At 63.5% G+C, this 23037-nt stretch carries 20 protein-coding genes and 1 tRNA gene; 5 read left to right on the top strand and 16 right to left on the bottom strand.

Going from position 1 to position 23037, the window contains the following annotated elements; all coding sequences use genetic code 11:
• Position 1: 1 nt before the first annotated feature.
• The 7 genes from pstA to NK8_RS09775 form a co-directional block, all read right to left on the bottom strand.
• On the bottom strand, positions 2 to 889 hold the full coding sequence (gene pstA / locus NK8_RS09745; protein WP_162066013.1) for a phosphate ABC transporter permease PstA: 888 nt from the start codon (positions 887 to 889) through the stop codon (positions 2 to 4).
• Positions 889 to 1872, bottom strand: a complete 984-nt coding sequence (gene pstC, locus NK8_RS09750) for a phosphate ABC transporter permease PstC (protein ID WP_162066014.1) — start codon at positions 1870 to 1872, stop codon at positions 889 to 891. Before pstC ends, pstA begins: the two co-directional genes overlap by 1 nt.
• Positions 1873 to 1999: 127 nt before the next feature.
• Entirely contained in the window at positions 2000 to 3031 is a 1032-nt protein-coding gene (gene pstS / locus NK8_RS09755; RefSeq protein ID WP_162066015.1) for a phosphate ABC transporter substrate-binding protein PstS, read from the bottom strand.
• 208 nt (positions 3032 to 3239) lie between these two features.
• A complete protein-coding gene (gene glmM, locus NK8_RS09760; RefSeq protein ID WP_162066016.1) occupies positions 3240 to 4601 on the bottom strand; it encodes a phosphoglucosamine mutase in 1362 nt (453 codons plus the stop codon).
• Between the two features lie 113 nt (positions 4602 to 4714).
• The gene (gene folP, locus NK8_RS09765) at positions 4715 to 5515 is read right to left on the bottom strand and encodes a dihydropteroate synthase (RefSeq protein WP_213228590.1); all 801 of its coding nucleotides are present in this window, start codon (positions 5513 to 5515) and stop codon (positions 4715 to 4717) included.
• Between the two features lie 216 nt (positions 5516 to 5731).
• Entirely contained in the window at positions 5732 to 7618 is a 1887-nt protein-coding gene (gene ftsH, locus NK8_RS09770) for an ATP-dependent zinc metalloprotease FtsH (protein ID WP_213226188.1), read from the bottom strand.
• A gap of 185 nt (positions 7619 to 7803) precedes the next feature.
• On the bottom strand, positions 7804 to 8466 hold the full coding sequence (locus tag NK8_RS09775; RefSeq protein ID WP_213226189.1) for an RlmE family RNA methyltransferase: 663 nt from the start codon (positions 8464 to 8466) through the stop codon (positions 7804 to 7806).
• A 278-nt stretch (positions 8467 to 8744) separates the two neighbouring features.
• On the opposite strand from NK8_RS09775, the gene NK8_RS09780 reads away from it, so the two are divergent.
• Positions 8745 to 9284: a YhbY family RNA-binding protein gene (locus tag NK8_RS09780; protein WP_213226190.1), complete on the top strand. Its 540-nt coding sequence runs from the start codon at positions 8745 to 8747 to the stop codon at positions 9282 to 9284.
• Positions 9285 to 9340: 56 nt separating this feature from the next.
• On the opposite strand, the gene NK8_RS09785 is transcribed toward NK8_RS09780, so the two are convergent.
• The 7 genes from NK8_RS09785 to gloB all read right to left on the bottom strand — a co-directional run bounded on the left by NK8_RS09785 (position 9341) and on the right by gloB (position 19238).
• Complete coding sequence (locus NK8_RS09785) at positions 9341 to 9856, bottom strand: DUF4149 domain-containing protein (RefSeq protein WP_213226191.1); 516 nt, start codon at positions 9854 to 9856, stop codon at positions 9341 to 9343.
• Positions 9856 to 10332, bottom strand: a complete 477-nt coding sequence (gene greA, locus NK8_RS09790) for a transcription elongation factor GreA (RefSeq protein WP_061123967.1) — start codon at positions 10330 to 10332, stop codon at positions 9856 to 9858. Before greA ends, NK8_RS09785 begins: the two co-directional genes overlap by 1 nt.
• A 113-nt stretch (positions 10333 to 10445) precedes the next feature.
• A complete protein-coding gene (gene carB, locus NK8_RS09795; RefSeq protein ID WP_213226192.1) occupies positions 10446 to 13700 on the bottom strand; it encodes a carbamoyl-phosphate synthase large subunit in 3255 nt (1084 codons plus the stop codon).
• A 43-nt stretch (positions 13701 to 13743) separates the two neighbouring features.
• Complete coding sequence (gene carA / locus NK8_RS09800; RefSeq protein WP_213226193.1) at positions 13744 to 14886, bottom strand: glutamine-hydrolyzing carbamoyl-phosphate synthase small subunit; 1143 nt, start codon at positions 14884 to 14886, stop codon at positions 13744 to 13746.
• A 347-nt stretch (positions 14887 to 15233) separates the two neighbouring features.
• Positions 15234 to 16484 (bottom strand): nitrate/nitrite transporter, encoded by a 1251-nt coding sequence (locus tag NK8_RS09805; protein WP_213226194.1) that lies wholly within the window; start codon positions 16482 to 16484, stop codon positions 15234 to 15236.
• 114 nt (positions 16485 to 16598) lie between these two features.
• Positions 16599 to 18245 (bottom strand): transglycosylase SLT domain-containing protein, encoded by a 1647-nt coding sequence (locus tag NK8_RS09810; RefSeq protein ID WP_213226195.1) that lies wholly within the window; start codon positions 18243 to 18245, stop codon positions 16599 to 16601.
• Positions 18246 to 18404: 159 nt separating this feature from the next.
• The gene (gene gloB / locus NK8_RS09815; RefSeq protein WP_213226196.1) at positions 18405 to 19238 is read right to left on the bottom strand and encodes a hydroxyacylglutathione hydrolase; all 834 of its coding nucleotides are present in this window, start codon (positions 19236 to 19238) and stop codon (positions 18405 to 18407) included.
• A gap of 27 nt (positions 19239 to 19265) precedes the next feature.
• On the opposite strand from gloB, the gene NK8_RS09820 reads away from it, so the two are divergent.
• The 4 genes from NK8_RS09820 (at position 19266) to NK8_RS09835 (ending at position 21460) form a co-directional block, all read left to right on the top strand.
• Positions 19266 to 20099, top strand: a complete 834-nt coding sequence (locus NK8_RS09820; RefSeq protein ID WP_213226197.1) for a class I SAM-dependent methyltransferase — start codon at positions 19266 to 19268, stop codon at positions 20097 to 20099.
• A complete protein-coding gene (gene rnhA, locus NK8_RS09825; protein WP_061179065.1) occupies positions 20099 to 20560 on the top strand; it encodes a ribonuclease HI in 462 nt (153 codons plus the stop codon). Before NK8_RS09820 ends, rnhA begins: the two co-directional genes overlap by 1 nt.
• A gap of 18 nt (positions 20561 to 20578) precedes the next feature.
• On the top strand, positions 20579 to 21316 hold the full coding sequence (gene dnaQ / locus NK8_RS09830; RefSeq protein ID WP_213226198.1) for a DNA polymerase III subunit epsilon: 738 nt from the start codon (positions 20579 to 20581) through the stop codon (positions 21314 to 21316).
• 69 nt (positions 21317 to 21385) lie between these two features.
• Positions 21386 to 21460: transfer RNA gene (locus NK8_RS09835), tRNA-Val, on the top strand.
• 102 nt (positions 21461 to 21562) lie between these two features.
• On the opposite strand, the gene NK8_RS09840 is transcribed toward NK8_RS09835, so the two are convergent.
• The gene (locus NK8_RS09840) at positions 21563 to 22036 is read right to left on the bottom strand and encodes a DUF2214 family protein (protein ID WP_174258000.1); all 474 of its coding nucleotides are present in this window, start codon (positions 22034 to 22036) and stop codon (positions 21563 to 21565) included.
• A gap of 74 nt (positions 22037 to 22110) precedes the next feature.
• A complete protein-coding gene (locus tag NK8_RS09845; RefSeq protein ID WP_213226199.1) occupies positions 22111 to 22941 on the bottom strand; it encodes a hypothetical protein in 831 nt (276 codons plus the stop codon).
• Positions 22942 to 23037: the final 96 nt, after the last annotated feature.

A 23037-nucleotide genomic window follows, 5' to 3' on the forward strand; every position in this document is an offset into this window, starting at 1 on the left:
CTTATTTCTTCGAGAAGATCGCGCGCGCCAGGATATTCAGACCCAGCACGCCGAGCGTAATCAGGAACACACCGGCCCACGCGAGCGATTGCCACTGCGGGAACGGACTCATCGCGAACTTGTAGATCGTCACCGGCAGATTCGCCACCGGCTGACTCATGTCCCACGAGAAAAACTGATTCGACAGCGCCGTGAACAAGAGCGGCGCGGTTTCGCCTGCGATACGCGCAATCGCCAGCAACACGCCCGTGACGATGCCGCCGACCGACGCCTTCAGCGTGATCGACATCACCATCTTCCACTTCGGCGTGCCGAGCGCGAAGGCGGCTTCACGCAGCGCGTTGGGCACGAGCTTCAGCATGTTTTCCGTCGTGCGGATCACGATCGGAATCTGCAGCAGGGCGAGCGCGATCACGCCGGCCCAGCCCGAGAAGCGCCCCACCTTCGCGACGACGAGCGCATACACGAACAGACCGACGACGATCGAAGGCGCCGACAGCAGAATGTCGTTGATGAAGCGCGTCACGTTCGCGAGCCAGCGCTTCTGCCCGTATTCGGCGAGGTACACGCCCGCGAGAATGCCGAGCGGCGTGCCCACGCAGGTCGCGAGCACGACCAGCATCAGGCTGCCGACGATCGCGTTGGCGAGACCGCCGCCATCGGTGTTCGGCGGCGGCGTCGATTGCGTGAAGAGATCGATCGACAATCCGCCGATGCCGAGCTTGAGCGTCGTGAAGAGAATCCACACGAGCCAGATGAGCCCGAAGGCCATCGCGGCGAGCGAAAGCGCCAGCGCGACTGCATTGGTGCCGCGGCGGCGGCGTTGCAGCTTCATGCGCGTGGCTTGCACGCGTTCGGGATCCTGATTGAACGTAGCGGGACGGCTCATTATTTACGGCCCTCCCCGCGTTCCATGCGCAAGAGCATCAGCTTCGAGAGCGCGAGCACGAAGAACGTGATCACGAAGAGAATCAGCCCGAGTTCCATCAGTGCCGACGTGTGCAGCCCCGGACTCGCTTCCGCGAATTCGTTCGCGAGCGCCGAAGTGATGCTGTTGCCGGGAGAAAAGAGCGACACGTTGTCGAGCAGATTCGTGTTGCCGATGACGAACGTGACGGCCATCGTCTCGCCGAGCGCGCGGCCGAGACCGAGCATGACGCCGCCGATCACGCCGGCGCGCGTATAGGGCAGCACGATCTTCCACATCACTTCCCACGTCGTGCAGCCGATGCCGTATGCCGATTCCTTCAGCAACACCGGCGTCACTTCGAACACGTCGCGCATCACCGAGGCGATGTACGGGATGATCATGATCGCGAGAATCACGCCCGCGCACAGAATGCCGATGCCGATCGGCGCGCCCTGAAAGAACATGCCGATCACGGGGACATCGCCGAGCAGATGGCCGAGCGGCTTCTCGAAGTATTGCGCGAAGATCGGCGCGAACACGAGCAGGCCCCACATGCCGTAGACGATCGACGGAATCGCCGCGAGCAGTTCGATCGCGACGCCGAGCGGGCGGCGCAGCCACGCGGGCGAAAGCTCGGTCAGAAAGAGCGCGATGCCGAAGCTCACCGGCACCGCGATGATGAGCGCGATGATCGAGGTCGCGACGGTGCCGTAGATCGGCACGAGCGCGCCGAAGCTCTCGCTGGGCGGATCCCACTCCGCGCGCCACAGGAACGAGAGCCCGAATTTCTGGATGGTCGGCATCGACGCGACGAGCAGCGAGACGATGATGCCGCCCAGCAGAAGCAGCGTGACGACGGCCGCAAGCCGCGTCAGGCCGCCGAAAATGATGTCGCCGGTACGGCTCGGCGCGCGCTGGGTATGCGCCGCCGGCACCGCCGACGATAAGTTGATGTCCGACATGGGAGCCTTGGTTACGCTACGTGTCAGACCGCGCTGCAAGCCTTCCGGCCCGCAGCGCGGCTTTTTTGTTACCGACCGTCCCTCGCCTTCAGCAGCTTAGGACAGTTTCAAACTACGCGTACTTCGCTTACTCCGCGACAGACTTGCCCGCGGCGTCCTTGACCTTCGCCTTCCACTGCGTCTTGATTTCGGCCACGACCGAATCCGGCAGCGAGATGTAGTCGAGATCGTTCGCAGCCTGATTGCCGTTCTTGAATGCCCAGTCGAAGAACTTCAGCGTTTCCGTGCCTTGCTGCGGCTTTTCCTGCGTTGCGTGCAGCAGCACGAAGGTCGCGCCGACGATCGGCCACGCGTTCTGGCCCGGCTCGTTGGTCAGGATCTGGTAGAACGACTTCGACCAGTCCGCGCCGGCAGCCGCCGCCTTGAACGTGTCCGTCTTCGGCTCGACGATCGTGCCAGCCGAGTTCTTCATGCCGACGTAGGTCATCTTGTTCTGCTTCGCATACGCCCATTCGACGTAGCCGATCGCGCCCGGCAGACGCTGCACGAAGGCCGCGACGCCGTCGTTGCCCTTGCCGCCCGTGCCCGTCGGCCAGTTCACGGTCGAGCCTTCGCCGACCTTCGACTTCCACTCCGGGTTCACCTTCGACAGATAGTTCGTCCAGATGAAGCTCGTGCCCGAGCCATCGGCGCGACGCACGACAGCGATGTCGGTATCCGGCAGCTTGACCTTCGGGTTCAGCGCGGCGATCGCCGGGTCGTTCCACTTCTTGATCTTGCCGAGGTAGATGTCGCCGAGCACCTGGCCCGACAGCGTCACTTCACCGGCCTTCACGCCCGGCACATTGATCACCGGCACGACGCCGCCGACCACCGTCGGGAACTGGAACAGGCCGTCTTTCGCCAGCTCGTCGTCTTTCAGAGGAGCGTCCGAGCCCGCGAAATCCACCGTCTTCGCGATGATTTGCTTGATGCCGCCCGACGAACCGATGCCTTGATAGTTGACCTTCCCGCCGCCCGTTTTCTGGTAGGCATCCGCCCACTTGGTGTAGATGGGAGCTGCGAAGGTGCTGCCCGCGCCGGTAATATCGGCTGCTTGCGCGGAGATGGCGAACAGGGCGCCAATTACGCCAGCCAGCGCGGTTTGCATCAATTTCATGAGACCTCCAGGGTTGTGAGCGTGTGAGTCGACACCGCGAAATATAGGAGGAGTCTGTGACAGTAATATGACTCTTCGTGAAGCCGCCATGTCATTTCGCTTACGTGCTGAAAGTTTGATCACACCCGATTTGTCAAGCCCTTGAAGGAAATAAAAAAAGCGGGCCGAAGCCCGCTTTTAGCGAAATGTGACGACTTTCAGTAAACGCCTACGAAGTCGCCTCCTTCACGACCTGCGCAATCGTTTCCGCGTATCGAACCGCGTCCTGCTGCGCCGACGCTTCCACCATCACGCGCAGGACCGGTTCAGTGCCCGACGCGCGAATCAAGACCCGGCCGTGCGATTCGAGGGAACGCTCGGCTTGCTCGACCGCGCGACGAATCGCGTCGCTGCTTTTCCAGTTCGCGCCCGCGTTCATACGGACGTTGATGAGTTTTTGCGGGAACAGGCTCACGCCATCGAGCAGTTTGGAGAGCGATTTGCCGCTGCGCTGGATCGCCGCCAGCACGAGCAGCGCCGACACGATGCCGTCGCCGGTCGAATGACGATCGAGCGACAGGATATGGCCCGAGCCTTCCGCGCCCAGTTGCCAGCCGTTCTCACGCAGTTTTTCGAGCACGTAGCGGTCGCCGACGGCCGCGCGCACGAACTGCACGCCCGCCTCCTTCAACGCGACCTCGACGGCCATGTTGGTCATCAGCGTGCCGACCGCGCCCGCCACCTTGCCGTCGGTTGCGATGCGGTCCTTGACCAGCACGTAGAGCAGTTCGTCGCCGTTGTAGAGGCGGCCGGCCGAATCGACGATCTGCAAACGGTCCGCGTCGCCATCGAGCGCGATGCCGATATCCGCGTTGTGCTCCAGCACCGCGCGCACGAGCGCGTCCGGGGCGGTCGCGCCGACGCCGTCGTTGATGTTGAAGCCGTTCGGCGACACGCCGATCGGCACGACTTCCGCGCCGAGCTCATGGAAAACGTGCGGCGCGACGTCATACGCGGCGCCGTGCGCGCAGTCGACCACGAGCTTCAGGCCACGCAGGTCGAAGCTCGCGGGAAACGTGCTCTTGCAGAATTCGATGTAGCGGCCGCCCGCGTCGTCGAGACGCCGCGCCTTGCCGAGACGCTCGGACGGCGCGCATTCCATCGGCTGCTCGAGCTGGCGCTCGATTTCGAGCTCGACTTCGTCGGGCAGCTTGTTGCCGTCGGCGGAGAAGAACTTGATGCCGTTGTCGTTGTACGGATTGTGCGACGCGCTGATCACGACGCCCGCCGAGAGCCGCAGCGCGCGGGTCAGATAGGCGACGCCCGGCGTCGGCATCGGGCCGGCGAGCATCACGTCGACGCCCGCCGCCGAAAAGCCCGACTCCAGCGCTGCTTCCAGCATATAGCCGGACACGCGCGTGTCCTTGCCGATCAGCACCGTCGGGCGATTGCCCTTCTTTTGCTGCGCGCGATCCGCGCCCGCGAGCACCTTGCCGGCCGCGTAGCCGAGCTTGAGTACGAAATCCGGCGTGATCGGCGCGACGCCTACGCGCCCGCGGATGCCGTCCGTTCCAAAATATTGACGTGCCATTATTGCCTGACCCTCCTCGCGAACATACGGCGCCTGTTTTCGGTCCGCGACTTTAGTTGAGATTTATATCGGCGAGTGCGCCTGCGCCTGATTCCTGATGAATGTGGCCAGCTTCAATGATGCCCACTTAGGGCAGCATCTTTTGTGGCCTGCCAGACCTTCAGCGCATCGACGGTCTCCGCGACATCGTGCACGCGGATGATCGCCGCGCCCCGCTCCGCCGCGCACAGCGCAGCGGCGACGCTCGCCGCGAGCCGCTCGGCCGCACCGCGCCCGGTAACGGCGCCGAGCATCGATTTGCGCGACATGCCCGCCAGCAACGGGAACTGCGTCCCGGCGGGCAGCGTGGCGGCAAGATGCGCGAGCAGCGCGTAATTATGCTCGACCGTCTTGCCAAAGCCGTAGCCCGGATCGAGACTGACGCGCGCCGCCGGGATGCCGGCCTGACCAAGTGCGGCGACGCGTTCCGCGAAGAAATCGCGCACATCGGCGACGACATTTTCGTACACCGGCTCGTGAAGCTGCATCGTGCGGGGTTCGCCGAGCATGTGCATCACGCATAGTCCGCAGTCGCTGCCCTTCACGGCATCGAGCGCGCCTTCCTGACGCAAACCCCAGATATCGTTGATCATGTCCGCGCCTGCGTCGAGGGCAGCGCGCATCACGGCCGGCTTGTAGGTATCGACGGAAATCGGCACCTGCACGGCGCGCAGCGCCTCGACGATCGGCACGACGCGTTCCAGCTCCTCGTCGAGCGGCACGGGCGGCGCGCCGGGACGCGTGGATTCGCCACCGATGTCGATCATGTCGGCGCCGTCAGCGAGCAACTGGTGAGCACGTGCGAGCGCGGCGTCGCGTGAAAGGAAACGGCCGCCGTCCGAGAACGAATCCGGCGTGACATTGAGGATGCCCATCACGAGCGGGCGTTCGAAGGTCAGCGTAAAGCGCCCGCACTGGAGCGGTGCGGCTGAGAGCGGGGATGAGGTCGGTGTGGTCAAGCGAGTCGAACGATACAAAGTGGTGACCGGACGCAATCGGCGCCACGCTCAGCGCCCGATTAAAACGACGGCCGGAAATGGAAAATGGGCCGGCGTGCTATGCACACCGGCCCATGAACTCCTGCAGACGACTCAGGCCGCTGCCGGCGCGTTGCCCGGCTTGACCTCGGTGCCGCTGCTGCCGCCCGATGGCGTGTCGCCGGAAGGCGGCGGCAGATTCTTCGGCGGACGCGGCGGACGATCCGCCATGATGTCGCTGATCTGGTCCGCATCGATGGTTTCCCATTCGAGCAGCGCCTTGGTCATCGCCTCGACTCTGACGCGGTTGTCCTCCAGCAGCTTGCGGGCGAGCGCGTATTGCTCATCGAGAATCCGACGGATTTCCGTGTCGACCTTCTGCTGCGTGGCTTCCGATACCGACTTCGCGCCCATCTTCCCGAACATGCCGTTGTCTTCGGTATCGACGTAGACCATCGTGCCGAGCACGTCCGACATGCCGTAGCGCGTCACCATGTCACGCGCCATCTTGGTCGCGCGCTCGAAGTCGTTCGACGCACCCGTCGACATCGAATTCAGGAACACTTCCTCCGCTGCGCGGCCGCCGAACAGGATCGCGATCTCTTCCAGCATCTTGTCGCGATACAGGTTCACGCGGTCGTGCTCCGGCAACTGCCAGGTGACGCCCAGCGCCCAGCCGCGCGGCATGATGGTGACCTTGTGAACCGGATCAGCATGCGGCAGAAGCTTCGCCACCACGGCGTGACCGGACTCGTGGTACGCCGTGTTGCGGCGCTCTTCTTCGCGCATCACAGCCGACTTGCGCTCCGGACCCATGAAGATCTTGTCCTTCGCGTCCTCGAAATCCTGCATCTCGACGATACGCTTGCCACGACGCGCCGCGAACAGCGCCGCTTCGTTGACGAGGTTCGCCAGATCCGCACCCGAGAACCCCGGCGTACCGCGCGCGATGACCGATGCATCGACGTCGTTTGAGATCGGCACCTTGCGCAGGTGAACCTTCATGATGTGCTCGCGGCCGCGGATATCCGGCAGACCGACGTACACCTGACGGTCGAAGCGGCCCGGACGCAGCAGCGCCTTGTCCAGCACGTCGGAACGGTTCGTCGCTGCGATCACGATGACGCCCGAGTTCGCCTCGAAGCCGTCCATTTCGACCAGCATCTGGTTCAGCGTCTGCTCGCGCTCGTCGTTGCCGCCGCCCATGCCGGCGCCACGATGACGACCGACCGCGTCGATTTCGTCGATGAACACGATACACGGCGCGTGCTTCTTGGCCTGCTCGAACATGTCGCGCACACGGGCCGCGCCCACGCCGACGAACATTTCCACGAAGTCAGAACCCGAGATGCTGAAGAACGGCACCTTCGCCTCGCCCGCAATGGCGCGAGCCAGCAGCGTCTTACCCGTACCCGGAGGACCGACCAGCAGCACACCGCGTGGAATTCGCCCGCCGAGCTTCTGGAACTTCTGCGGATCGCGCAGGAAGTCCACCAGTTCCGACACCTCTTCCTTGGCCTCGTCGCAGCCCGCGACGTCGGTGAAATTGATCGCGTTGTTGTTCTCGTCGATCAGCCGCGCTCGCGACTTGCCGAACGAAAACGCCCCGCCTTTGCCGCCTCCCTGCATCTGCCTCATCATGTAGAACCAGAAGCCGATGATCAGGATCGTCGGTCCGAGGTAGTACAGCGCGGAGACGAGCGCGTTCGGTTCATCGTCAGCCTTGCCGCTGACCTGAACGCCGTATTTCATCAGATCGCCGACCATCCAGATGTCGCCGGGCGACACGATCTGATACTTCTGGCCGTCTGCCGGAGTGACCGTCAGATTGCGCCCTTGAACGGTGACATTCTTGACCTTGCCGCTCTTCGCGTCGTCCATGAACTGCGAATAGGACACACCTTCCTGGACGCGGGGCTTATCGAACTGCTTGAACACCGTAAACAGCACCAGTGCGATCACGAGCCACACTGCCGCTTTAGAGAACATATTGTTGTTCAAAGCACCACTCCTCACTCATAGACGGGCGCCTACATAAACCTTGCGACGCCACGAAAGCATTCTAATCCAGACCGCTAACCCCTGCCATAAGGTTTATCTACCGCACAAATAGCAGTAGCGAGGCCTTTTTCGGCATAATCCGCGCAAATATCGCCGATTTTCGCCGAATCGCTTGAGCGGGCCGTTCAGTTCGGACGCTTCAGCCGCCGCCCGAGGATAAAAGTCTCCGACGATTTGTCGCGAGAAGCCTTGGGCTTGCGCGGCGCCACCACTTTGAACTGGTGCTTGAATTTCTCGACGATCTGACTATATCCGCTGCCATGAAAACATTTGACCAGAAGCGCACCCTCCGGTTTCAGGTGGTTCTGCGCAAACTCCAGCGCCAGATCGCAGAGATGTTCGATGCGCGCGGCATCCGCACTCGCTACTCCGGACAGGTTGGGGGCCATGTCTGAAATTACAAGGTCTACTTGCCGCTCGCCAACTATTTCATCGAGTTGCGCGAGGACAGTGTCCTCGCGGAAGTCGCCCTGAATGAACGTGACGTCCGCAATCGGCTCCATCGGCAGAATATCCAGCGCGATGATCGTGCCGTCGATGCCGCCCTCGCGCTCGGCGTCGCGCTTCGTGCCTTGCGCAAGCTTGTTGCGCGCGTACTGGCTCCAGCTGCCGGGCGTCGAGCCGAGATCGACGATCACCTGCCCGGGCTTGATGAGCTTGTCCTGCTCGTCGATCTCCTTCAGCTTGTATGCGGCGCGCGCGCGGTAGCCCTCGCGCTGCGCCATCTTCACGTAGGGATCGTTGATGTGGTCATGCAACCACGATTGATTAAAACGGTTCTTTGCCATTCAAACTGAGCTCATGTGACGCGCCCGATCGTGACGAGCGGCGCGCCCGGTGCGTATTTTGCTGCCTCGTGCGAGGCTTTTAGCGGATAATACGCGTCTTGTCGGCCGGACCGGTCCTCGGGCGCTTGCGCGCGCCGAAACCCGGCATCCGGCCTGTTCTGTTTCTGATGGGCGGTGGCGCGATCGATGCGCCACGAATCGCAGCGTGTTCGAACCGCCTCGCGAGCGTGCCCGGTGTCCTGATGCCGCCCACATTTTAGTCGAGTCCCGAATTCCTCATGCCAGCTATTGAACTCTCCCCCGCCGAACGCGCCGATCTGCGCTCCCAGGCCCATGCGCTCAAGCCCGTCGTGCTCGTCGGCGCGGAGGGTCTGACCGATGCCGTGCTCAAAGAGATCAACGTGCACCTCGAAGCGCACCAGCTCATCAAGGTCCGCGTGTTCGGCGACGAACGCGAGACGCGCGTCGGGATCTACGACGAAATCTGCGATCGCCTGAACGCGGCGCCCATTCAGCATATCGGCAAACTGCTCGTGATCTGGAGGCCGGAAGGCGCCGCGCCGAAGAGCCGCGCCACCCGTACGCGCAGCACGATGCCGCCGAGCGCTGGCGAAGTCGCCGACGACCGCTCGGCAAAAGGCCGTGCGCCGCGCGTCGTCAAGGCAGTGAAAATCACGCGCGACGGCCCCGCCTTCAAAAAGCCGAAAAAGCAGACGTTGAAAGTGCTGGGTAATGAACGCGTGACGGCCGGCGGCAACGTGAAGCGCGCGAAGAAGCGTCAGACCAGTTCGAAGCGCCAGCATCAGGCCGCGAAATGATCGAACGGCGCGTGCGTTTCCGATGAGACCACGCGCCCTCCTGAACCCGGCGCGATTCAGCTTCGCGCCCGCTTCGCTGCCACCTTGGCCGATTTGCCCTTCGGCACGATCTTCACCGGGGCCGCGCCCGGCAAACGCCACACCAGCGCAACGCCAAACAGGCATTCGACCAGATAGATCGCACTCGAAATGCCGTGCAGAATGCCGAACTGCTTTGCATACGGCGAACTCGCGAGATCGGTGCCCGCTTCCTGCGCGGCCATGCGCAACGAGTTCATGAAAGGCTGCAAAGCGAAGTAGCCGATCAGCACGCATACGAGCATCGCCGCGACGATCCACCGCACGCGCTTGTAATCGACGATGCCGCTTTTCACGAAGCGATTGCTGATCACGATCAGCACGAGCGCGCTGATCACGCCGATGATCGCCTCGATCCGGAAGAGCTGCGCCGCCACCGAGCCCGCCGAAGTACGGTCGAGCAACGAAAAGAGCACCGGCGCGGCAATGAGGCCGAGGGTCAGCAAACTGCCGACCCAGACCATGCTGATGATGCGAAAGAGCTTGTGCTCCATCAGACGTAGCGAACCGCGATGATTTCGTATTCGCGCGCGCCGCTCGGTGCCTGCACCGACGCCACGTCGCCTTCGGACTTCGCGATGAGCGCGCGCGCGATCGGCGAGCTCACCGAAATGAGGCCGTGATCGATATTCGCTTCGTCATCGCCGACGATCTGATACGTGACCGTGTTGCCCGACTCCAGATCTTCCAGTTCGACCGTCGCGCCGAATACCACGCGGCCTTCGGCCTCGACCTGCGTCGGGTCGATCACTTGCGCGGCGGCGAGCTTCGACTCGATTTCCGCGATGCGGCCCTCGATGAATCCCTGCTTTTCCTTCGCGGCATCGTATTCCGCGTTTTCCGACAAGTCGCCTTGCGCGCGCGCCTCCGCGATCGCAGTGATGACCGCCGGACGCTCCACGGCCTTCAGGCGTTGCAATTCGTCGCGCAGCAACTCCGCGCCGCGCTTCGTCAAAGGAATCGTGCTCATAGACCACTCACAAACAATTTCGTCAAAAAAATTACCGCGGTTAAGCGCATCTCCCGATCAAAGGAGACGCCGCTTAACCGCGGCTCGTGATACTTAGACTGGTAATCGAAGCCTTAGTTTAGGCGAGCATGCAAGCCTTGTAAATCATAGACTTCCAAATCGCTCATATAACGCAGCCCTTCGACCGCCGCGCGCGCGCCGGACATGGTCGTGTAGTACGTGACCTTGTTGGCCTGCGCGCTCATGCGGATCGAGCGCGAATCGGCGATCGCCGCGCGCGTTTCGTCGACGGTCGTGAAGACCAGCGCGATCTCGCCGTTCTTGATCATGTCGACGATGTGCGGGCGGCCGTCCTTCACCTTGTTCACGACCTTCACCGGCACGCCGGCGGCGGCGATGGCAGCCGCCGTGCCCTTGGTCGCGACGATCGGGTAGCCGAGCTCGTGCAGCATCTGCGCGACTTCGACGGCCTTCGGTTTGTCGGCATCCATCACCGTCAGCAGCACCGTGCCCGATTCCGGCAGGCGCGAACCGGCCGCGAGCTGCGACTTGAAGAGCGCTTCGCCGAACGTGCGGCCCACGCCCATCACTTCGCCGGTCGAACGCATTTCCGGTCCGAGCACCGGATCGACCGCCGGGAACTTGACGAACGGGAACACGGCTTCCTTCACGCTGAAGTACGGCGGAATCACTTCCTTCGTGACGCCCTGCTGCACGAGTTTCTGACCGACCATCGCGCGCGCGGCGATCTTCGCGAGCGGCAGGCCCGTCGCCTTCGACACGTACGGCACCGTGCGCGATGCGCGCGGATTCACTTCCAGCACGTAGATGACATCCTTCTTCGAGCCGTCGTCCTGCGGAACCTGCTGGATCGCGAACTGCACGTTCATCAGGCCGATCACGTTCAGCGCTTTCGCCATTGCGGCAGTTTGTCGCTTCAGTTCGTCGACGGTTTCCTTCGACAGCGAGTACGGCGGCAGCGAGCAGGCCGAATCGCCCGAGTGCACGCCCGCCTGCTCGATGTGCTCCATCACGCCCCCGATGAACACGTCGTCGCCATCGGAGATGCAGTCGACGTCGCATTCGATCGCGTCGTTCAGGAAGCGGTCGAGCAGCACCGGCGAGTCGTTCGAGACCTTCACGGCCTCGCGCATGTAGCGTTCGAGATCGCGCGGCTCGTGGACGATTTCCATCGCGCGGCCGCCCAGCACGTACGACGGACGCACGACGAGCGGATAGCCGATTTCGTCCGCGAGCTTCAGCGCTTCGTCTTCCGCGCGCGCGGTACGATTCGGCGGCTGGCGCAGGTCGAGATCCTTGAGCAGCTTCTGGAAGCGCTCGCGGTCTTCGGCGGCGTCGATCATGTCCGGCGACGTTCCGATGATCGGCACACCGTTCGCTTCGAGATCGAGCGCGAGCTTGAGCGGCGTCTGGCCGCCGTACTGCACGATCACGCCGACCGGCTTCTCGAGATCGACGATTTCGAGCACGTCTTCCAGCGTCAGCGATTCGAAGTACAGACGATCGGACGTGTCGTAGTCGGTCGAAACGGTCTCGGGGTTGCAGTTGACCATGATGGTTTCATAGCCGTCCTCGCGCATCGCGAGCGCGGCATGCACGCAGCAATAGTCGAACTCGATGCCCTGTCCGATCCGGTTCGGGCCGCCGCCCAGCACCATGATCTTCTTCTTGTCCGTCGGGTTCGCTTCGCACTCTTCCTCGTAGGTCGAGTACATGTAGGCGGTCTTGGTTGCGAACTCGGCCGCGCACGTGTCGACGCGCTTGTAGACCGGGCGCACCTTCAGTTCATGGCGCTTCTTGCGCACGTCGTCCTGCTTCGAACCCGTGAGCTTCGCGAGGCGCCGATCCGAGAAACCGCTCTTCTTCAGATACAGCAGTTCGTCGCGTGTCAGGCTTTCCAGCGTGCGGCCTTCGAGCGCCTTTTCCTTCAGGATGATCTGTTCGATCTGCGCGAGGAACCACGGATCGATCGACGTCTCTTCGAAGATCTCTTCCATCGTGAGGCCGAGACGGAAGGCATCGCCGAGATACCAGATGCGGTCCGGACCCGGCTCGCCGATTTCGCGGATGACTTCGTCGCGGCTCGCGGTCTTTTCATCCAGACCGTCGACGCCCACTTCCAGACCGCGCAGCGCCTTCTGGAACGATTCCTGGAACGTGCGGCCCATCGCCATCACTTCGCCGACGGACTTCATCTGCGTGGTCAGGCGCGAATCGGCTTCGCGGAATTTTTCGAATGCGAAGCGCGGCACCTTCGTGACGACGTAGTCGATCGTCGGTTCGAACGATGCCGGCGTCTGGCCGCCCGTGATTTCGTTCTTGAGTTCGTCGAGCGTGTAGCCGCACGCGAGCTTCGCGGCGACCTTCGCGATCGGGAAGCCGGTTGCCTTCGACGCCAGCGCCGACGAGCGCGACACGCGCGGATTCATCTCGATGACGACCATGCGGCCGTCCTTCGGATTGATCGCGAACTGCACGTTCGAGCCGCCCGTATCCACGCCGATCTCGCGCAGCACCGCGAGCGACGCGTTACGCAGGATCTGATATTCCTTGTCGGTGAGCGTCTGCGCGGGCGCGACCGTGATGGAGTCGCCGGTGTGCACGCCCATCGGGTCGAGGTTTTCGATCGAGCAGACGATGATGCAGTTGTCCTTTTTATCGCGGACCACTTCCATCTCGTACTCTTTCCAGCCGAGCAGCGATTCTTCGATCAGCAGTTCGCGCGTCGGCGAAAGATCGAGACCGCGACGGCAGATTTCCTCGAACTCTTCCTTGTTGTACGCGATGCCGCCGCCCGAGCCGCCCAGCGTGAACGACGGACGAATCACGGTCGGATAGCCGCCGCTGCCGGTGGCTTCCGCGATCTGCGCCTGAACCGTGAGCGCTTCTTCCATCGAATGCGCGATGCCCGACTTGGCCGAACCGAGGCCGATCTTCGTCATCGCGTCCTTGAACTTCTGGCGGTCTTCCGCCTTGTCGATCGCTTCCGGCGATGCGCCGATCAGCTCGACCTTGTACTTCTCCAGCACGCCGTGATGGAACAGGTCGAGCGCGCAATTGAGCGCGGTCTGTCCGCCCATGGTCGGCAGGATCGCGTCCGGGCGCTCCTTCGCGATGATGCGCTCGACCACTTCCCACGAGATCGGCTCGATGTAGGTGACGTCGGCCGTGTTCGGGTCGGTCATGATCGTCGCCGGATTGCTGTTGACGAGGATGACCTTGTAGCCTTCCTCACGCAGCGCCTTGCAGGCCTGCGCGCCCGAATAATCGAACTCGCACGCCTGGCCGATGATGATCGGGCCCGCGCCGATGATGAGGATGCTCTTGATGTCTGTGCGCTTCGGCATAACTGCTCTCGATGAATATTTTGCTGTGATCTGTTCTGTGGCTTTAAGCGGCGACCTTCGCCGACTCCATCAGCCTGATGAAGCGGTCGAACAGATACGCGATGTCGTGCGGGCCGGGCGACGCTTCCGGGTGGCCCTGGAAACAGAACGCGGGCTTGTCCGTGAGCGCGAAGCCTTGCAGCGTGCCGTCGAAGAGCGAGACGTGCGTGACCTTGGCGTTGGCGGGCAGCGTGGCGGCATCGACCGCGAAGCCATGGTTCTGCGACGTGATCACCACGCGGCCGTCTTCCATGTCCTTCACCGGATGGTTTGCGCCATGGTGGCCGGTTTTCATCTTCATCGTCTTCGCGCCGACAGCGAGACCCATGATCTGATGGCCGAGGCAGATGCCGAAGGTCGGAATGCCGCGCTCGATGAACTCGCGCGTCGCGCGAATCGCGTAGTCGCACGGTTCCGGATCGCCCGGGCCGTTCGACAGGAAGATGCCGTCCGGATTGAGCGCGAGCGCCTCAGCGGCGGTGGCTTGCGCGGGCAGCACGGTCACGTGGCAGCCGCGCTCGGCGAGCATGCGCAGGATGTTGAACTTGACGCCGTAATCGAACGCGACGACGCGGAACTTCGGCGCTTCCTGCTTGCCGTAGCCGCTGCCCAGACGCCATTCGGTCTGCGTCCACTCGTAGTTCTTTTCCGTCGACACGACCTTCGCGAGGTCCATGCCCGCGAGACCCGGGAACGAGCGCGCGAGGCCGAGCGCCTTCGCTTCGTCGTCGCTGCCGCCGAGAAGGCAGCCGTTCTGCGCGCCCTTCTCGCGCAGGATGCGCGTGAGTTTGCGGGTGTCGATGCCCGCGATCGCGACGACGCCTTGCGCCTTCAGATAATCGGAGAGCGACTGCTCGGAACGGAAATTGGAGGCGAGCACCGGCAGATCGCGAATGATGAGACCGGCGGCATGGACTTTGGTGGCTTCGACATCTTCGGCATTCACGCCGTAATTGCCGATGTGCGGATAGGTCAGCGTGACGATCTGGCGGGCGTAGCTCGGATCCGTCAGGATTTCCTGATAACCGGTGATGGCGGTGTTGAACACCACTTCGCCGATCGTCGAACCGGGTGCGCCGATCGATTGACCACGAAAGACCGTGCCGTCGGCAAGTGCGAGTAGTGCGGGGGAAAATGACGGCAACACGGGAAGCTCCTTGGGGAACACCCTGTTACCGACCTGTCTGTCCGAAATTCAGGCTTGGCTTCCCGTCGTTCGAAGAACGAGGGTTTCCTTGGCAACGAAAGCGGCGGCTCGCGGGGCGCGCATCGCGGCTCGAACCGGCACGCTCGTGCGTGACAACGGAGGATTCAAGCAGGCGGACGGCGGCATGCGGCGCGCATTTCGTGCGCAGCGAACGACGGTGAATGGGAGGTAGGCGCTAGGGTGCGGGTTGATATGCTCAAACCTTCGAATTATAGCGTGAAAACGCCACATCCGCCAGATTTGGGAACTGTCCGCTTGCAGTCGCCTGACGGGTTGCGCCCTGCCGGTCACGGCGCCGCGCGTTCCACGTCGCGATCGATCTTGTGCAGCACGCGGCTCGGGAATACGTACCAGACCGCGCTTGCGACCTGCAGTGCGATGAGCACGATCCACACCGTGAGATGCGCCGACACGGGATAGCGACCGCCCTCCGATGGCCACAGCGACAGCATCCCGCCGACGCCTACCTGGAAGCCGAAGATCAGCAGGAAGATCACGAGCGTGAGCGTGGTATGCGCGCGTCCGATCATCTGCGACGGAAAGTACTCCGCCGCGACCGCGTAGCTCAGAATTCCCGTGCCGCCGAAAATCCCGTATGCCGTGATCAGCGCCGACGGTGGCAACGGCACGCGCAGCACCATCAGCAGTTGCGTGGCGACAAACAGCACCATGCCGGTTCCGCAAAACGCGTACACCGACACGCCGCGCCGCTCCATCCCGCGCGCCGCCGCGCCGAAGCCGACGCAGCCGAACATCATCGCGAAGCCGAGCACCGACACGAGCGCCGCGGCATGCGCGGGCGCGAGATTCATCACATCGAGCAAATAGGGGCGAATCCATAGCGATTGCATCGCGTAAAAAACGCCCTGCGTAACGACGGAAAACGAGGCGATCTTCCAGAACACGCCGCTCTTGAGGATGAGCCACGTGCCCTTGAACTGCGTGACGACGTCCGCCCGATGATGCGGGTCGGTTTCCGCCTTGCGCGGCGCGAACAAAACGATCGCCGCAGCCACGACGAGCGTGAATACGCCGAGCCCCACGCACACCTGGCGCCAGGTCGCCACATGCAGCAGGGACGCGAGCGGCGATCCCACCGCGACGCCGCCCAGCCCGCCCACCGCCATCGTCAATCCATTGACGAGCGGCAGACGCGCGAGCGCGAAATGCTGCGCCGACGCCTTGAACGCCGCGCTCAGACACACCGACACGCCGACGCCGATCAGCAGCCGGCCGATCATCAGTCCCGCGAGCCCGTGCGACGCGCCGAACACCCAGATGCCCGCCGCCGCGAAAATCAGCATGCTGGCGGTCACGCGGCGCGGGCCGAAGTGATCGAGCAACACGCCGACAGGAATCTGCGCCAGCGCGAAGCCGATGAAGTACAGCGACGTCAGCAGACCGAGATCCGCCGCCGACAAACCGAGATCGTGTGTGATGAGCGGCGCGAAGCCGAGATTGACGCCCCGGAACACGTACGAGACGAAGTAACCGGCGGCGAAGAGAAAAAAGACGCGGAGACGAACGGAGGACGACATGCGGAGCGGGCGATTCTTCGATTCTTCTGGAACGCCAGTGTAGCGGACGCACCAAAAAACACGCCGTCACCTTGGTGACGGCGTGGATTTGCGTCTCGAGCGAAAGACCTGCGCTTACTTCTTCTTGGCGGTTTTCGTGGTGGCCGCCGGTTTCGCGACCTTGGCCGTGGCGGCAGGCTTCGCCGCCTGCGACGCCGTCGAAGCCGACACTTTCGACACCTTCCCCGATGATGCGTGCGCGCTCGTCTTGCCGCCGCGCGCGGGCTTGGCCTCCGGCACGCGCGTGCCGATCTTCGACACGCCGCCCGACGAGCGGCTGGACGCCGCCACCGTCTCCACGCGCACCGGCCCCGGTTCGGCCGGCACCGGGCGGCCATAAGGCACGTGCAGAACGACCACCTGCCCCGGCATGAACATGTCGCCGCGCGTGCGGTTCCACGAGCGCACTTGCGCCGCCGACAGGTTGTAGCGGTCCGCCAGCGTCGTGACGGCCTGCTTGCGGCGCACGCGAATCACGAGCCTGCGCGTGTCGGGCACGTCGCGCTCGATGGCGAGCATCGCGTTTTCGGCGACGTCGGCGCTGATGTCTTCGTCGTCGTCATCGGTGCGCGGCACGACGATCGTCGATCCGGGCTTTAGACGCATCCCCGCCGGAATGCGGTTGACCGACATCAGCGTGTCCGCGTCGACGCCGATTTTTTCGGCGATCGCCGCCGGGCGCGAGCGCTCGGTCACGGTGTACGTGGTCCACGACGACAGCGCGCCCGTGTACGAAGACAGATTGCGCTGGAACGATGCCGCGTTGTCGAACGGCAGCAGGATCTGCGGATTCGTTGCGCCGAGAATCACCGGCTTCGCGAACGACGGATTCAGCGAGCGGAATTCCTCCACGCTCATGCCGGCGAGCTTCGCGGCCATCGTCACGTCGATGTCGCGCGCAGTCGTGACCGTCACGAAATACGGGTGATTCGGGATGTCCGGCAGCGCGAGCCCGTACATTTGCGGGTTGCTCACGATGTTCTTGACCGCCTGCAGTTTGGGCACGTAGTTGCGCGTCTCGTTGGGCATGCGCAGGTTTTCGTAGTCGGTGGGCAAGCCCGCCGCCTCGTTGCGCGCGATGGCCCGCTGCACGTTGCCCTCGCCCCAGTTGTACGCGGCGAGCGCGAGATGCCAGTCGCCGAACATGTCGTGCAGGCGCGAGAGATAGTCGAGCGCGGCGCTCGTCGACGCGAGCACGTCGCGACGCTCGTCCTGCCACATGTTCTGTCTGAGCTTGTAGTCGCGGCCGGTGCCGGGCATGAACTGCCACATGCCGGCGGCCTTCGCCACCGAAAGCGCCTGCGGACTGTAGGCCGACTCGATGAACGGCAGGAGCGCCAGTTCGGTCGGCATGTGACGCTGCTCCAGTTCCTCGACGATGTGATACAGGTACTTTTGCGAGCGCGTGGTCATGCGCTCGACATAGTCGGGGCGCTGGGCGTACCAGTTCACCTGCATGTCGACGAGATCGCTTTGCAGGTCGGGAATCTGGAAACCACCACGAATGCGGTTCCAGAGATCGGACGAGCCCGCGAGCGAAGTCACCGGCGTCTTGTCGACGTCGATGGTCTCCTTGGCTGCTGCGGTGCGGCGAATCGTGTCGGCGACTTGTTGCTGCGAACCGGTGGAAGTGGCTGATGAAATAGGATCGGACGCTGTGGGTCCCTGGCTCGCACAGGCGGCGAGCATCAGGACGGACAGCGCGCTAAGAGTTAGTCGCATGGAACGTCGGCTTCCAAAAAATGATGCTTGGAATTTTGCAGCCGATAGTACGGAACAGCACTTAAGACGTCAATAAGAATGCGCGCAAAACCCCTGCAAAATCCTGTATCTAACAGCGATTCCAACGTTTCGGATGAAGTTGCCCTTAATAGTTCTCGGTTAGCGGAACTTATCCTTCCAGCCGCGCATCATGCGAAACGCTTCCAGGCGGTCCGAAACCGGCGTGCCGAACTGTGACGAAAGTGTCGCCTGAATCGCGGGAATGTCCGCGCGCAGAAACGGATTCACCGCTTTTTCGTGGCCGATGGTGGTCGGCAAAGTCGGCTTGCCCGCGGCGCGCAGCGCCTGCGCGTCGTCGCTCCAGCGCAGCAACGCGGCGTTGTCCGGTTCGCATGCGCGCGCGAATCTGATGTTCGACAGCGTGTACTCGTGTGCGCAATGAACCTGCGTGGTTTCGGGCAGCGCGGCGAGCGAATCGAGCGAGTTCAGCATCTGCTGCGGCGTGCCTTCGAAGAGACGGCCGCAGCCGCTTGCGAACAGCGTGTCGCCGCAAAAGAGATGCGGCGTGCCATTCTGGCCGCCCGCCTGGAAATACGCGATGTGACCGGCCGTATGACCAGGCACGTCGATCACGCTGAGTTCGAGCGCCGGGTGCGCGATGCGGACCGTGTCGCCGCCCGTGACACGCTGGGTCAGATGCTCGATACGCTCGCCCACCGGGCCGTAGACAGGAATGCCACCCTCTGCCGTTCGGCTATCGAGGAGCGCTTTCACGCCGCCGACATGGTCCTGATGGTGGTGCGTGAGTAAAATAGCGGTCAGTCGCCAACCGCGGCTCGCGAGATAGGCCTCGACGGGCGCGGCATCGCCGGGGTCGACTACGACCGCATCGCGCGAGTCCGACACGAGCCAGATGTAGTTGTCCTCGAACGCCGGAACCGGCACGTATTCGAGTGCATTCTGAGCAGGCAAATTCTTGGCAAGCGAATTCATGGCGATCTTCTATGCGGCTATTCGAACATGTCTGACCGACCGATTATAGACTGGCCCACCTGGACGAGCTCGGCGCCCGGCCGCTACGTGCTCGACTGGGAGCAGGCGCAGCTCGATCACGTGGTGTCCGACATCTTCGGCTATCACGCGCTGCAGCTCGGCATGCCGCAGCTCGACGCGCTGCGCGAAAATCGCATGACCGGCCGTGCGCTCGTGCTGGACGCCGAAAGCGCATCGAGCGCGCCCTACGCGCCGCCGCGCTCCACCACGCCCGGCGTGAGCGCGCTGCCCGCCGCGAGCGCGCCCGATGGCCGCACCACCGTATGGTGCGACTTGCTCGACCTGCCGTTCGAAGCGCAGAGCGTCGATCTGCTCGTGCTGCCGCATACACTCGAATTCTCGCCGGATCCGCACCGGCTCCTGCGCGAGGCCGAGCGCGTGCTGGTGCCCGAGGGGCAGCTGATCATCCTCGGCTTCAATTCGCTGAGCCTGTGGGGCGCGCGGCAATCGCTCGGCAAGGTGGCGGGACGGCCGTTCGTGCCGGCGGCGCACGAGATGATCGCGTTCACGCGCATCAAGGACTGGATCAAGCTGCTCGGGTTCGATCTTGAACGCGGGCGCTTCGGCTGTTATCGTCCGCCGCTCGTCACCGACAAATGGCTGCAGCGCTATGAATTCATGGAAGCCGCCGGCGACCGCTGGTGGCCCATCTTCGGCGCGGCGTACATGATCACGGCGGTGAAGCGCGTGCGCGGCATGCGTCTCATCGGTCCCCGCAAGCTGAAGAAAACCGCGCTCTCGGCCGGCCTCGCGCCGGTCGCCGCTCCGCACACGCGCAACGAGACTCGCAACGAGCATTGATGACTCAAGAATCCGCATCGAACAAGATAATCGACATCTACACGGACGGCGCCTGCAAAGGCAATCCCGGCCCTGGCGGCTGGGGCGCCCTGCTCCGTTTCGGCTCGCTGGAAAAGGAACTGTTCGGCGGCGAGCCCGCAACGACCAACAACCGCATGGAACTGATGGCCGTGATCTCGGCGCTCGAAGCCCTGAAGCGCCCGTGCCACGCGATCATCCACACCGATTCGCAGTATGTGCAGAAAGGCATCAGCGAATGGATCCACGGCTGGAAGAAAAAGAACTGGATGACGGCCGCGAAGACGCCGGTCAAGAACGCCGATCTCTGGAAGCGGCTCGACGCGCTCGTCGCGCAGCATGAGATCGAATGGCGCTGGGTCAAGGGCCACGCCGGCCATCCCGAGAACGAACGCGCCGATGCGCTCGCCAATCGTGGCGTGACCTCGCTCGCGGACAGCTAATCAACTTACACGCCATCTATGCGCCAACTGATACTGGACACCGAAACCACCGGCCTGAACGCGAGAACGGGCGACCGGATCATCGAAATCGGCTGCGTCGAGCTGGTGAATCGCCGGCTGACCGGCAATAACCTGCACCTCTACGTGAACCCCGGGCGCGACAGCGATCCCGGCGCGCTCGCGGTGCACGGCCTCACCACCGAATTCCTGAGCGACAAACCGAAGTTCGCGGAGATCGCCGCGCAACTGCGCGACTTCATCGCCGGCGCAGAGCTGATCATCCATAACGCGCCCTTCGACGTCGGCTTTCTCGACATGGAGTTCGCGCAACTCGGGCTGCCGAAAGTCTCGGAGACATGCGGCGGCGTGATCGACTCGCTCGCGCAGGCCAAGCAGATGTTCCCCGGCAAGCGCAATTCACTCGATGCGCTGTGCGACCGCTTCGGCATCAGCAACGCGCATCGCACGCTGCACGGCGCACTGCTCGACTCGGAGCTGCTCGCGGAAGTCTATCTCGCGATGACGCGCGGCCAGGAAAGCCTCGTCATCGACATGCTCGGCGACCAGCAGGCGTCGGGCTCGGTTTCCACGTCGCGCATCGCGTTCGACGATCTCGACCTGCCGGTGCTCGCTGCCAGCGCGGAAGAACTCGCGGCGCACGAAGCCGTGCTGACCGGCCTCGACAAGGCGGTCAAGGGCACGAGCGTATGGCGCACGGAACCGGCCCCGGCAGAAGGCGACGCCGTTCCCGCATAATTTTTCGAGTTTTGCTTTAAGAAGCCCTTTACGAAATGCGAAACGCCTGACATAATCTTGCTTCTCTTCGGGTGGTTAGCTCAGCGGTAGAGCACTGCCTTCACACGGCAGGGGTCACTGGTTCGATCCCAGTACTACCCACCAGGATTCTGGTGTTGGTAAAGACGAGCACCGAAGAACAAAAGGCCCAGGTTTCACGACCTGGGCCTTTTTCATTTTCAGCGTCGCCACGCGCTCACCGCGCATCTAAGACGCCCACACGCCCCGCGCCATGCCGCTCGCGGCGATCACCATCACCATCACGAGTCCCGCTTCCAGATCGCTCATCCACGCGAAGCGCCGTGCGCGCGTGAGATCGATCGGTCCACCCTGCGCGAGCGCGATGCGCCAGCGGATCAATGCCAGCATCGGCGAGACCTCGATCAGCAGAATCACGACGAGCGCCGTCATCTTCAGATGGAAAAGCGGCTCGTGCAGATAGTACGCGCCGCCCTTCTCGAAGCCGCCGAACGCGCGCGTCACGCCGGTCACGATCAGCACGATCGCGGTGATGCCCCACACGCTGTCCGAGCGAAACACGTCGCGCAGGCGCAGTTCGTTGGCCTGAATGGATTGCGCGGCATCGAGGCGCCGCAGCGCGCGGGCGCGCGCGAGCACCGAACCGAGCGCGAAACCGAAAGCAAGCAGATGAAGCGCGGCCAGCAACCAGCGTAACAGCATCCTTTCCTCCCTGAAGCGATCGGAACGACGTGTACGGCAATTCAGGCTAACGATGTCCGGCGAATGCGGGCGATTCAGACCTGCCGCAGCGTGGCATCGAGCGCCCGCGCGGCATTGCGATCGCCTTCACTGGCGAGCGGCGCGCGAAACACGGTGGTGCGATTGTGCCCCGCCGCGGCGGGCGAGTCCCACAGCAATTCGACTTTCGGCCGACGCGCGAACACGCCGCGCCGTACTTCGCCGCTCGCGCGAATCGACGGACCGGCAGGCTCGGTAGCGGGCGCGAGAATCGTCGCGGAAGGCGAAATCTCCGGCGACGGCGCCGGCCATTTCAGCGACAGTTCGCGTGCATCGTACTGGCCGAGCTTGCGGCTTTCCGCCCAGACCACGGCCGTGCGCGTGACAGGATCGAGCGAGATCGCATAGCGGCCGATCGCGAAACGGCGCGCCGCGACATTGGTGCGCCAGAGCGCGCGCGGCCGGCAGATCCACATGATGATCGCATACAGCGCCGGCCCGACGACGAGCCATCCGTTCGTCTCGGCAAGCGCCTGCGTGAAGCGCCGCCAGCCGGCGCTCCAGACGAATGCGCCGACCGAGAACATCGCAAAACCGAAGGTCAGGAGCGCGAGCAGGCGCAGCGCCTGCCGCAGCCATTGCGGCAGCGGATGCAGCGGCCGCTCCATGCGCGCCTTCGCGCCCGGCAGCACGACGAGCAGAAAGATCAGGACGAGATTCACGCAGGCCCACGGCGACGACGTCATCCCGCGCAGCGAGGACAGATAGCCCATCTGCGACATGGAGAACGCCCACCGCGCCGCAAGCACCAGCCCGATTGCCCGCAGGGCGAACACGGTGCCGGCGCCCGGTGCCGGGCTCGCGCTGATTTGCTTGGGTCTTGCCAAGGAAAAACTCCTGTCCACGAACGATGCATGCCGCTTCGCGCACTGCGAAGCCCGGTCATTATAGGGAGATTACGGATGTCGTCAGAGGTTTCACAA

This window comes from Caballeronia sp. NK8, from assembly GCF_018408855.1.
In the GTDB taxonomy this organism is placed as follows: domain Bacteria; phylum Pseudomonadota; class Gammaproteobacteria; order Burkholderiales; family Burkholderiaceae; genus Caballeronia.